Genomic DNA, 13,183 nt, shown 5'->3' on the forward strand with positions numbered 1-13,183 from the left:
TAAAGTTCAAAGTTTAAAACTGTGACTGTAAACTGTGACTGTGTACTTTTAAAAATTATCCAAATAAGCTTCCGCCGCTTTCTAATCTTGCTTTTAAATGTGCTTGCGCCAATCGGGATCTTTTTCCTTCTGGACTTAAATCAAGGTGTGAAGTTCCATCTTCATGAGTAAAGTCAAATCCTAATTCTTTGGTAACAATCTTTAGATCATTAATATGTAATTGGGTAGCAAATTCTTCTCCTGTATGCGGACAAACTGCCATTCCTTTTTTCATTCCTTCTTTCTTGTAAATATGGGCTCCAATCTGGGCTGGACGCTGAATGATATGGAAGAATTTCCCGAAAGGAATCCATATTAAAAACATAATTACTGTTACGGCATGAATTACAGCTAAGAAATCAAACGCAAATCCTTTCATAAATTGATAAGAATAGGTAAGACATAATCCTGTAACTGATATTGCGATTAATAAAATAAGTGGTAACAAATCACCTTCAAAAGATTGTGTTGCTATTAAACCCGGATTTGTTAATCGTCTTCGCAAATAATAAACTGATCCAATTATAACTAACCAAGATGACCAGTTTAAAGCATGAAAAATCATGAATGCCATAAATGATCCTATTTTGAAATCCATCATTTTAAATCCAAAAAAATGGGCTTCATAAATTGAAATAGAATCTGGTGCCAGAGTAAAATGTATCCAACCGAACGTAAGCGGAATTGTTATTGCAAATGCCGACATACAACCTAATGCAATACAAAAGTGTGCTATCCAACGGTATTTACTTCTTGGGTAAATGAATTTCTGAACAACAATATTCTCTACCGATTCTTTTCCTAAAAACCATAAATGGGAGAATATTTTTCCTGTAAAGAGAAACTTGATACTACGCTTAAAATACATCCATGTGGGTGGGCGTTGTAACCAAACTGAATAACGATATACGATCCCGAAGAAGGCAAACACAGTTCCAAATAAATAAGTAACTAGTGCAGCATCAAAATTTTGTAGTTGTCTCGACCCGTAAAACACAAGTACTATAGTTAATGCAGATACAAGAGTTGCAACAAGTAAAGCTTTAGTATTAAAAGTTTTATTTTTCATCCTTAATTAAAATTTAATGAATTACTTATTAACTCGGTTTCTCACAACCTTTACGATTATAGAACCACCAATTGATACCTGTAGCTAATATAGTGAAAATAGCAACGCCAATAAAGAATTGATTTACAGTACCATTAGCAGAAAGATTATTCCCGATTAATTTTGAAAAGATAAATGGCCCAAATGCTGCGATTGCTGCTGTCCAACCAATAACTCCAGCTGCCTGACGTTGGTTTTCGGCAAAAATAATTGGGTATTGTCTAAACGTACCTGCGTTTCCAATTCCGGTAAAAAAGAACATCGCTAAAATTACTGTTACAAAAAGAGGAAATTGATCCATACTTGTTGGTGCTACTAATCCTTCTGTAACTAAAATAATTGCTCCTGCTAAAATTCCTAAACCAGTAATTGTAGTAAGTATAGCTCCTCCCACTTTATCTGCAACAAAACCAAAAGCAATACGGCTCGCAGAACCTATAAGTGGTCCGTAAAAAGCATAGACTAAAGGATCTGGCGCATTAGGGAAATCTCCATATAAAAACTTGATCATTAACGGGAAAGCTGCAGATAAACCAGCGAAAGTTCCAAAAGTCATTACGTAAGTAATTGTACAATACCAAGTATGCTTGTTTGAAAAAATATCTAATTGCTCTTTAACAGATGCTTTCATTGGAATACTTTTTAAGTAAAACCAACTTATAATAGACAATAATATCAGAAAGGGAGCATACCAAAATGCAGCCGACTGTAAATAGATTTCTTTATTATTAACCGCTGTATTTTTTGGACTGATATCATTTAATATTTTTTCAGCCATTTTTGGGTTTGCATTTGCAATAGCCTTAGCTTTCGCTTTTAAAGGCAGTGACGTAAAAAGAGCCACTTTATCATCTGATTGTATTGATGTACTTACAGAGTCAATGACAGTTTTCTTTACATTGGTCAATATTCTAGCTTGTACCTCAGGATCTAATGCAGCAAAAACCTCTTTTTGTTTTTCAATACTAGCATTCTGAAAAACGACTATTGCTTCTTTATGATCAATACTTGTAAATACTGATGCGGCTCCAAAAATACTAACACTTATAATAAGTGGTGTTACAAATTGTGCTACCGAAACACCAAAATTCCCAATACCTGCCTGAATTCCGAGTGCCGTACCTTTAAGTCTTTTAGGGAAAAATAAACTTGTACTTGGCATATAAGAGGAGAAATCTCCACCTCCAAAACCTGTAGTAAAAGCTAGAACTGCAAATACCCAAAATGGAGTATTTACATCCATCACTGCAAAACCAATCCCGATTACAGGAATTAATTTAATAAGTGTAGCAATCGACACTATATGTCGCGTTCCAAATATTGGTAATATAAAAGTGTGAATAATTCTTAAGATTCCGGCAGCTAATCCAGGAATTGCTGTTAGCCAGAAAAGTTGATCTTTAGTAAAACGAAACCCTAATCCTGGTAATTTAACCGCTATAACACTCATCATAAACCATGAGGCAAATGATAATACTAAAGTTATTGTTGTTATTGTTAATGTCCTCCAAGCAATTTTACTTCCGGTAGAACTCCAAAATGCTTCATCTTCGGGCTCCCATTTGTCTAACCAAGTTTTCATATATTAATTTATTTTAATTTTTAATGTTTGTCTTCTATTTCTCTGGTGAAATTTGGAGATTTTGCTCTCATTGCATTTATAATAGTTCGGTGCATCCATAACAAGCAAAGAACTGATACTGTGAAAATAAATATCCAGGAACTGGTCCAGAGTCCAGTATAATTAAGGAGATAACCAAAGATAATCGGGCCTACAAATCCGCCTAATCCACCTATTAAACCTACCATTCCACCAACAACACCTACCTCATTAGGAAAGTATTCCGGAATGTGTTTATATACTGCTGCTTTACCAATTCCCCATGAAATTCCTATCAGGATTACCAAAATCACATAGACCCAAAGATTGGCGCTAAATTTTATTTGAGTGATTCCCTTAGCTAGTAATTCTTTCTTTTTTACTTCTTGATTTTGTTCTACAACTATTTCCTGCCAAGAATTTTTTACTGGAAAAATTGCTGTGTCATCATTACCCGAAATTACTTTTGTATTGATTTTATGCTCTTTACCATTTACAATTACTGCATCGGCAGCAACTTCGGTAACAATACCATTATTACTAGCCAGAACTCCAGGACCTGCTGTAAATATTTCCATTTTTGGGAACATCAGTAAGAAACTAATAACTATCGATGAACCTAAAACCCAATACATAACTTTTCGGGCTCCGAATTTATCAGATAAATAACCTCCAAAAGCTCTGATTATTCCAGATGGCAAACTGAACATTGTTGCAAACATCCCTCCCATTACCAATGAAGTATGGTAAACATTCATGAAATTAGGTACTAACCATTGTGAGTATGCTACGAAACACCCGAAAACTAAAAAGTAATAGGCTCCAAATCGCCAAACTCGAATATTTTTAAGCGGAGACATTAGCTCTTTCATTGTTTTTGAAACTCCTGGATTGGTTTTATTTTTAGCAAAAACAATAAAAAGTATTCCTATAAGAACTAAAACGCCTCCGTAAATTATTGGTAACATTTTCCAACCATTTAATGGATCTTTTTCTGATAGATGATTTAATAAAGTTGGCGCAACAAAAGTTGTAATCGCTGCACCAGCATTTCCCATTCCGAAAATACCCAAAGCTCTTCCTTGCCAGTTTTGAGGATACCAAGCCGAAGTATATCCAATACCTACAGCAAAGCTGGTTCCTACTAAACCAAATAAAAAACTTAAAACTGCAAAACTCCAGAATGAATTTGCAAACGGAAGAAGAAAAAGAGGAACAGAACATAATAACAATAAAACAGAAAATATAATCTTCCCTCCATATTTATCTGTTAATATACCTATAGGAAGTCTGAAAACTGATCCTGAAAGAATAGGGATTCCTAGCAACCAACCTGTTTCTACAACTGTCCAATTAAATATACCTTTATCTACAAGATACGTAACCAAAACACCATTTAGTGTCCAGCAAGCAAAACAGATTGTAAATGCTAAAGTATTTAAAAATAAAATTTTGTGTGATTGAGATAAACTACTCATAATTGACTGTTTTTAATATCGTTTTTAATTAAATCAGTACTCTAGTTATGAACCTCTTTAATTAAAAATCAAAATTAAAGAAATCAATTTCCACTTAAAATGACATTTGTCATATTAAGGACAATATTATCCTTAATGACTTTTTTATGGCCAATTGGATATTATATTAAACAATGATGGTTTTATTCCGAATAAAATTAACAAAAAAATTTACACAAAAAGGAATAAACTCGTATTAATAAAGAATATAAATAACTTAATATCAACATCATAAACTAATAAATTTTGATTATCGTTTATTATAAGAGAATAACAAAAATCCTTTTCTGCTCCACTTTTGTTAAAATTTTAGCTGCAAATGAGATAAACGGCGCTTTCATACCAAAACAATAATAAAAACGAAGATTTTGATAGTCAATAAATTAAGATTCCATATTGAAATTGTATTAAAAAAGCTATTTTTTTATTAATTACTATATCTTTTTTTTAAATAAAAAAAGAAGCAACAAACAAAAACAAACGCCTAGTAATCAATAAATTAAAACACACAAAAAGAATAATAAATTGTATCTCCCCTATTTATTTTCAAAAATAATTATATAAATTTTTGGTTTTTATTATATATAATTTAACTTTGTCTATAGAATTAGTAGAGTTTAAATAAAAACAATCTATATTTTGAAAACAATCGAGAGAATATCTAACTACAGTCTTCCTAAAGTATACACTTATAACACCTTCTGTTATATGTGTATCTGTTGCTAATTCTCATCGTAATATTTTCGTTTACCTATTATAAAACTATAAACTTATTATAGTTTGACTTAAACGAATTTTATTAAACACCCCCCACAATTATCTTACTGAAAAGACAAAAACTATTCTTTACCACATGCGTAAGGAACAAGTTGGTGGAAAAACATGTAAAAAACTAAAATAAATAATTAACTAAAAAAAGGAAAATGAAAACAATGTATAGAAGTTGCTGTAAATAAAAAAAGCCATTTCTGCGGCAACAGAAATGGCAGGCTTAAAAAAAATGTGAATCTCTTTATAAAGGAAACGATAGTTGATTTCTCAGCTTTCGCTATGCCTTTACTATTTAAACCAACACAAAGAAATGAAAAAAAAATTAAACATATACTCATTGCTATTACTTCTGCTTGTATCTGCCGGAATTAATGCACAAGATACAACCCCTCTTATACAATCTAAACTCGACGGAACCATAGTCGATGACATTACAAATCAACCCATTATTGGAGCATCTGTAAACATTAAAGGTACTACGCACGGAGTAGTTACAGATGCCGAAGGAAAATTTTATTTTCAGACAGGTCAAAAATTCCCATACACTTTAATAGTAAGTTATATAGGATATAAAAAAGCCGAAGTAATTGTTGAGAAGAATCCTATTACCATTAGTTTAAAAGAAGAACGCCAAGAACTAGACGAATTAGTAGTTGTGGGATATGGAGCTCAAAAAAGAAAAGACATTACAGGTTCTGTAGCTTCAGTTCCTAAAGCAAATCTGGCACAGGTTACCTCATCGGCAGATAACTTACTACGAGGCGCAATTCCCGGAGTAGTTGTTACCCAAAGTTCTGGACAGCCCGGAGCTTCATCTAGTGTACGTATCCGAGGAGGAAACTCGATTACGGCAGGTAATGAACCTCTTTATGTTGTAGATGGAATATTAATTTATAATGACAATAGTAATAGTACTGCGGGTGTATCTTATTCTGGAGCAACGGTTAATGTACTATCAACAATTAATCCTGGTGATATAGAATCTATTGAGGTTCTTAAAGATGCATCGGCAACTGCAATTTATGGATCTCGTGGTGCAAATGGTGTCGTACTTATTACTACCAAAAAAGGAATAAAAGGACAAGACAATATTTCGTATCAAGGGTATTTTGGATTTCAGAATGTTTCAAAAAAATTAAACTTGATGAATGCCAGCGAATGGGCAAGTTTACGTAATGATGTTCAGGCAAGTATAGGACAAGCACCTTCATTCTCGCCAGCTCAGATAGAAGCACTAAAAACTTCTGGAGATTATGACTGGCAAAAGGCAGCTTTTAGAACTGCAGCTCCTATCCAAAATCATCAATTGACTTTTTCTGGCGGAGATGATCGCTCAAGATATGCCGTTTCTGCAGGTTATTTTGATCAAGAAGGTATTTTACTTGGATCAGATTTTAAACGAATTTCTCTTCGCGCCAATTATGAAAGAAACTATTCTCAAGCATTTAAGTTTGGTGTAAACGCTAATTATAGCAACTCAATATCTAATGGTGTCGGTTCTAATTCTAGCAGCAGACAACCAAATCCGCTAGTTGCTGCTTTATTAATGGCTCCTGTAGTTCCTATCAAAAATTCTGATGGATCTTATAATGTAACACAAAATCCTTACGCTACATCTGTTAATGGTTATATACCAAATCCGATTAATGATTTGGAAAATACTACCAATGAAACCAAAATTAATAGAATATTGACCAGCCTGTTTGGGGAATATAAAATAACTAAAGAACTAACCGCCAAAGTTGCTGTAAGTGGAGATGTTATTGGTACTAAACAAAATTATTATGCTCCGTCGTATACTACAAATGGTGCAGGAACAAAAGGATTGGCTTCTGTAGGTGACCGATTAGTAAGTTCTGTATTAAATGAAAACACTTTAAACTACAACACCACTTTTGGCGAAGACCATAAATTCTCTGCTTTGGCAGGATATACACTTCAATACACCGAAGGAGAAATAGTTAATGCAGGTGCAAATACTTTTGTAAATGATGCAAATACTTACAATGCTTTACAAGATGGTGTACCCGTAAAACCATATAGTGATGCTTTTGAGAGTGTGTTGAAATCATGGTTAACCAGAATAAATTATTCTTATAAAGGCAAATATAATTTTACATTATCTGCTCGTGCGGATGGATCTTCGAGATTTGGTTCGGAATCGCTTTGGGGCTATTTCCCATCGGCAGGATTTTCATGGAACATAACCGAAGAAGAATTTGCTAAAAATATTAAAGGTGTAACCGAAGCAAAATTAAGATTAACAGCGGGAACAACAGGAAATCAGGAAATCGGAAATTATCTTTCTTTGGCTTCAATGGGTTCTGTTAACTATGCTTTTGGAGGAACCTTACAAACAGGATTAGCTCCTACCCGATTAGCAAATCCAGACTTAAAATGGGAAAAAACCAATCAATATAATGTAGGTTTAGATTTATCATTATTAGACAGAAGAGTAAATTTTGTTTTTGATGTGTACTATAAAAAAACAAACGATTTACTTATAAATGTACCAATTCCGCTTACTTCAGGATATGCGACAGTACTACAAAATATTGGTGGAGTTGAAAATAAAGGAATCGAAATTGGCTTAACAACAGAAAATTTAAGAACAGAAAACTTCTCATGGAATTCTAACATTGTTTTCTCTGCCAATAAAAACAAAGTAGTTTCTATAGGAAATGGAGTTGATCAATTTTTTCCTGTAGTTCCTAATGGTTCTTTATTGCAACAACAACCTGTAACGGTAAAAGTAGGTTCGCCTTTGGGAACTTTTTGGGGATACAAAACCAATGGTATTTTTCAGACTCAAGAAGAAGTTAACACACAACCTAAAATAAACAGTCTTGCTAATACCAAAGTTGGAGATAGAAAATATGTAGATACTAATGGCGATGGCGTAATATCGGCTGCTGATAAAGGAGATCTTGGAAGTTCACAACCAAAATTTGTTGGAAGTTTTAGTAATACAATTTCTTATCATGACTTCGATTTGAATTTCTCTCTACAAGGATCTTATGGCGGAAAAATATTTAATGCGCTTAACCAACAATTAGAAATTTCTACTCTTGGTACTAATGCAGCAGCAACTCTAAATGATCGCTGGACTCCAACAAATCCAAGCAATGAAATCCCTAGAGCATCTAGTTCTCCACTAGGTATAGTTTCAGAACGCTACGTAGAAGATGCTTCTTTCCTGAGATTAAAATTAATCACTTTTGGATATACATTACCTAAAAGCCTTTCGTCTAAACTAGGAACAAAGAGCATTAAATTTTATGTATCTGCCGAAAACTTAATAACATGGACTAAATACACTGGTTATGATCCAGAGGTAAGTTCTTATGAACAAAATAATTTATATCCCGGAATTGACTTTGGAGCTTATCCAAATTCTAAAACATTCATTTCTGGCTTGAACGTAACTTTCTAAGTAAAAAAATAAACGATGAAAAAAATAATAATAACATTACTATTAAGTGTCGGTCTGTTTATATCGTGCACCGAACTTGAGGTAACACCAACCTCATTTGTAACCGAAGACAATTACTTTAAAACCCAAGATGATGCAGTAGCAAGCGTAAATGCTGTATATGCCTCTTTGAGTCTTGATCCGGGAGAACAAAGTTTATTTGGGAGAAATCTTTATTTCCTAACCGATATGGCGACTGATTATGCTGCGGCAGGAGTTTCGGCTACAAATCCACAAGTAAGAGCATTGAGTAGTTTAACTCATGATGCAACTTCTGATCGTGTACAAGTGGCTTGGCGCCAAATATATTCTGGAATAAACAGAGCCAATGTATCTATCGATAACATCCCAAAAGTATCAGGATCTGAAGTGGTAAAAACCAGATTGATTAATGAAGCCAAATTTATTAGAGCACTATTATATTTTCAGGCAGTTCGTCTTTGGGGTGGAGTTCCGATAGTTTTACACGAACCAAAATCTATTGATTTAGAAAGTCTAAAAGCAAATAGAGCAACAGTAGAACAAGTATACGCACAAATTATTAGCGACTTAAAAGATGCCGAAGGCTTACCTACTACTTATCCTGCAAATGATGCCGGACGTGCTACATCTGGAGCTGCAAAAGCTATTTTGGCAAAAGTATATTTGACAAGAAAAGATTGGCCTAATGCCATCCTTAAAACCAAAGAAGTTATTAATGGTGGATATGGATATGCTCTTTTTGAAAATTTTGCTGATGTATTTAATAAAACTAAAAAGAACGGAAAAGAACATATTTTTTCGGTACAATTTGAGCCAAATCAGGCAGGAAATGGATCTAGTGGAAGTACTTTTCAAGGAACATCTTTTACAGGATTTACAGCCACAGAACCCGCAGATATCATCTCGGATGTAGCTTTATTTTATGATACTTATACCGCTGGAGATACCAGAAGAGATGTAAGTTATGCCAAACAACTGCTGAATCCTGCTACAGGAACACTTTATACTTTTCCTAAACCAATTTTTAAAAAATACCTAGATCTCACAAACCTAGCGACTCCGGGTAATGTGGCCATTAATTTTCCGATTATTCGCTATGCCGACATCTTATTGTCTTTAGCGGAAGCGACAAATGAACAATCCGGACCTACTACCGAAGCTTATGAAGCTTTAAACCAAGTAAGAAGGAGAGCTTATGGAAAACCAATTAATACACCAGATCCAACAATAGATTTATCAGGATTAACCCCTGTAACATTTAGAGCAGCGATTCAGGAAGAACGCAAAAAAGAATTTGTACAAGAAGGACAACGCTGGTATGATTTAGTACGTTGGGGAACATTGGTAACCGAAGTTAAAAAAGTAGTAGCAAAAGCTTCAGTTTCAGAAAGAAACAATCTATACCCAATTCCGCAAAGCGAAAGAAATATTAACCCAGTTGGTTTACCACAAAACCCTGGATATTAACTACAAACCATAAAAAACTATTAAAAATGAAAAAAATTAATATTAACAGCACGATCAAAAGTCCTAAAAAAGGGCTTTTGATTACTGCTCTCCTAGCCACACAATTAGGAGCAGTACAAGGATTTGCACAAACAAATCCAGATACAAACTTTAAAGGCGTAATAGGTAAAACCTTAGCCGACTCTAAAGAATATTGGCCAGAGCCTGTTACGGCACCAAAAGGCGCACCAAATATAATCTGGATTTTACTAGACGATGTAGGCTTTGGTGCTTCTAGTTCTTTTGGAGGTTTAATACAAACACCAACATTTGATAATTTGGCTAATAATGGTTTACGCTATACCAACTTTCATACAACAGCTATTTGTGCGCCAACACGTGCGGCATTATTAACCGGAAGAAATTCAGGTAAAGTACATGTTAGCGGATTTTCGCATACAGTTATGTCAGCAGGTTTTCCGGGTTGGGACGGAAGAATCCCATCTGATAAAGGAACTATAGCTGAGATTTTAAGAGATAAAGGATACAACACTTTTGCAGTTGGTAAATATGGATTAACTCCTGATGAAGAAGCTACAGATGCTGGGCCGTTTGACAGATGGCCAACAGGTAAAGGTTTTGAACACTTTTTTGGTTTCTTAGGATCACAAACCGATCAATACAAACCAGATTTAGTCGAGGATAATGCGCATGTTACTCCAGATGGCAGACATTTAACAGATCAGATTACCGATAAAGCTATTAGTTATATTACCAAGCAGCACAAAGCCGCTCCCAATAAACCATTCTTTTTATATTATGCACCCGGAGCAGTTCATGCACCTCATCAGGTAGCTGATTCTTGGAGCGATCAATATAAAGGAAAGTTTGATGAAGGTTGGGATGTATATCGTGAAAAAGTATTGGCTAATCAGAAAAAATTAGGTGTAATTCCTGCCAATGCTGTATTACCAGAACGCAATCCGCTTATTACCGATTGGAAAAAATTATCAGCAGATGAGAAAAAAGTATACGCCAGATTCATGGAAGTATATGCTGGATATCTTACTTATACTGATCACGAGATTGGAAGAATCGTAAATCATCTAAAAGAAACCAATCAATTAGAGAACACCTTAATTTTTGTTGCCATTGGTGATAATGGAGCAAGTAAAGAAGGAACTTTACAAGGTACAATTAACCAATCTCTTTTTTCTAAAACAGTATCTGATGAACAAAATCTTCAGAACAATTTAAACAATATCGGAGAAATTGGTACAGCCAAAGGATTAAATACCAATTACCCTTTAGGATGGGCACAAGCAACAAATTCGCCTTTTAAAAATTGGAAACAAGATGCACAATCAGAAGGAGGAACACGCAACCCATTGATTGTTTATTATCCAAAAGAAATTAAAGAAAAAGGCGGTATCAGAAACCAATACAGCCATGTAACCGACTTACTGCCTACAACCTTAGATATTGCAGGAATTAAAGCTCCTGAATATATTAGAGAAATCAAGCAAGATGCTATACAAGGTTCTACTTTGTACGCTTCGCTAAATAATGCCAAAGCAGAGTCATTACACAAAATACAATACTACTACATTTTTGGAAACAGAGCCATTTACAAAGATGGATGGAAAGCAGCTGCTGCACACCTTCCAGATTCATTTGCTATAAAAAATTCATTGGGCAAAAACGAAGCACCAGCACCTAGCAATTTTGATACCGATGTTTGGGAATTGTATAACCTAAACGAAGATTTTAACGAGCGTGTAAACTTGGCTAAAAAGTACCCAGAGAAATTAGCCGAACTTCAGAAATTATTTGATGAGCAAGCAAAAGAAAACAACGTTTATCCGCTAATCGACTGGCAAGATGTATTTAATAGAAGAATACATAATCTTGGAGCCGACAAAGGAAAAACACTTCAGGAATTGGCTAAAAAAGCAACACAATCTGGAGCAACAAATTAATAATAAATCATGATTCAGGTCTTTTACCAAAACATAAAAGACCTGATTCTATTAAATAAAAAAATATGAAACGAGTAGACTTTGAAATTATAGCAAAAAAGATTCTTGTTGGTGCAATACTCTTTTTAGTTCCGCTAATCATTTTGGCTGGAGGTTTAACCTTAGTAAATCAACTTTTAAAATAAGAAATCATGGCAATAGTGCAAAACTCAAATAAAAATTTAAAAAGAGACTTAGCCATCAGTCTTTTTATATACTCCTTGCCAGTATTGGCAATTTACCTTTACTTTAAATTAAGTAACGGCATCGTAACCGAATCACATATTACATTACCATCGTTTTTAGAATTTGCAAAACCTGCATTTTCAAACATAAGAACATGGGGATTAACCGTATTTATGCTTGTTCTGGGAATCATAGAATTCACCGCTGGTTTATACGATGATCAATGGACAGGTGAAGAACGCAAAATAGATATTATAAGCTTCTTGGCTCCTAAGTTAATCCTACCTCCTATTATTGCATTTTTCAGCTTAACAATATTACCAATAATAATTCCGAATCTAGAAAATGCACTTTCTTGGGTTCCGTTTTGGGGAGGTTTTTTCTTAATTGCAGTAGCCGATGATTTAACCCAATATTGGTATCACCGTTTGCATCATCAAGTACCATTTTTATGGCGTTTTCATAGAACACATCATTCAGCTCCGTATATGGGAATGGCGATGCTTTCTAGACAAAACTTTATTTACACCGTGTTTTTCTCTCAAATATACCTAACAGCTACATTAACCTATTTAGGATTAGGATTACCTGCTTTGTTTGTTTTGGTTATAAAAAGTTTTATCACATTAGGAGCACATTCTAGTATTGCTTGGGACAAACCTCTTTATAAATACAAAGTATTGCATCCTATTGCATGGGTTTTAGAACGATTAATTTCGACTCCAGCCACGCATCACGCACATCATGCAGATACTAGTGGTGATGGTATCGGACATTTTAAAGGCAACTTTGGGAATATGTTTTTCATTTGGGACGTAATCTTCGGGACAGGTTTAATCACACGTAAATTCCCAAAATCTTACGGAATCAAATCATACAAACAAGAAGAATGGTATGCACAATTTCTTTGGCCAATATTCAAATCTAAAAAAGAAGGAAGTGCTCTCGCCGATGGTGTTTTTTCAGTTCCACTAACACAAAAATCAAATAATAACGCTACTCAAACTCCTGCCTATTTTGAACAGCAAACCCAATCCTAAAAAC

General features: G+C 34.3%; 7 protein-coding genes. 4 read left to right on the forward strand and 3 right to left on the reverse strand.

Annotation, left to right across the window (positions count from 1 at the left end):
- Positions 1 to 55 precede the first annotated feature (55 nt).
- The 3 genes from OA93_RS09025 to OA93_RS09035 are packed head-to-tail and all read right to left on the reverse strand — an operon-like array spanning position 56 to position 4,225.
- Entirely contained in the window at positions 56 to 1,108 is a 1,053-nt protein-coding gene (locus OA93_RS09025; protein ID WP_039112847.1) for a hypothetical protein, read from the reverse strand.
- 28 nt (positions 1,109 to 1,136) lie between these two features.
- Positions 1,137 to 2,729, reverse strand: a complete 1,593-nt coding sequence (locus OA93_RS09030; RefSeq protein WP_039112848.1) for an MFS transporter — start codon at positions 2,727 to 2,729, stop codon at positions 1,137 to 1,139.
- Positions 2,730 to 2,749: 20 nt separating this feature from the next.
- Positions 2,750 to 4,225, reverse strand: a complete 1,476-nt coding sequence (locus OA93_RS09035) for an MFS transporter (protein WP_039112849.1) — start codon at positions 4,223 to 4,225, stop codon at positions 2,750 to 2,752.
- Between the two features lie 1,120 nt (positions 4,226 to 5,345).
- Between OA93_RS09035 and OA93_RS09040 the strand changes: the two genes are divergently transcribed.
- From OA93_RS09040 to OA93_RS09055, 4 genes are all read left to right on the forward strand, one after another.
- On the forward strand, positions 5,346 to 8,468 hold the full coding sequence (locus tag OA93_RS09040) for a TonB-dependent receptor (protein ID WP_039112850.1): 3,123 nt from the start codon (positions 5,346 to 5,348) through the stop codon (positions 8,466 to 8,468).
- Between the two features lie 15 nt (positions 8,469 to 8,483).
- Complete coding sequence (locus OA93_RS09045) at positions 8,484 to 9,956, forward strand: RagB/SusD family nutrient uptake outer membrane protein (protein WP_039112851.1); 1,473 nt, start codon at positions 8,484 to 8,486, stop codon at positions 9,954 to 9,956.
- A 26-nt stretch (positions 9,957 to 9,982) separates the two neighbouring features.
- Complete coding sequence (locus tag OA93_RS09050; protein WP_039112852.1) at positions 9,983 to 11,914, forward strand: arylsulfatase; 1,932 nt, start codon at positions 9,983 to 9,985, stop codon at positions 11,912 to 11,914.
- A 191-nt stretch (positions 11,915 to 12,105) separates the two neighbouring features.
- A complete protein-coding gene (locus tag OA93_RS09055) occupies positions 12,106 to 13,179 on the forward strand; it encodes a sterol desaturase family protein (RefSeq protein WP_039112853.1) in 1,074 nt (357 codons plus the stop codon).
- Positions 13,180 to 13,183: the final 4 nt, after the last annotated feature.

This window comes from Flavobacterium sp. KMS (assembly GCF_000813005.1).
Lineage (GTDB): Bacteria > Bacteroidota > Bacteroidia > Flavobacteriales > Flavobacteriaceae > Flavobacterium.

Excerpts from the sequence above, each read along its gene's own strand:
- OA93_RS09045 (WP_039112851.1), top strand. The coding sequence starts at position 8,484 with ATGAAAAAAATAATAATAACATTACTATTAAGTGTCGGTCTGTTTATA.
- OA93_RS09055 (WP_039112853.1), top strand. The coding sequence starts at position 12,106 with ATGGCAATAGTGCAAAACTCAAATAAAAATTTAAAAAGAGACTTAGCC.
- OA93_RS09035 (WP_039112849.1), bottom strand. The coding sequence starts at position 4,225 with ATGAGTAGTTTATCTCAATCACACAAAATTTTATTTTTAAATACTTTA.
- OA93_RS09030 (WP_039112848.1), bottom strand. The coding sequence starts at position 2,729 with ATGAAAACTTGGTTAGACAAATGGGAGCCCGAAGATGAAGCATTTTGG.
- OA93_RS09025 (WP_039112847.1), bottom strand. The coding sequence starts at position 1,108 with ATGAAAAATAAAACTTTTAATACTAAAGCTTTACTTGTTGCAACTCTT.
- OA93_RS09050 (WP_039112852.1), top strand. The coding sequence starts at position 9,983 with ATGAAAAAAATTAATATTAACAGCACGATCAAAAGTCCTAAAAAAGGG.
- OA93_RS09040 (WP_039112850.1), top strand. The coding sequence starts at position 5,346 with ATGAAAAAAAAATTAAACATATACTCATTGCTATTACTTCTGCTTGTA.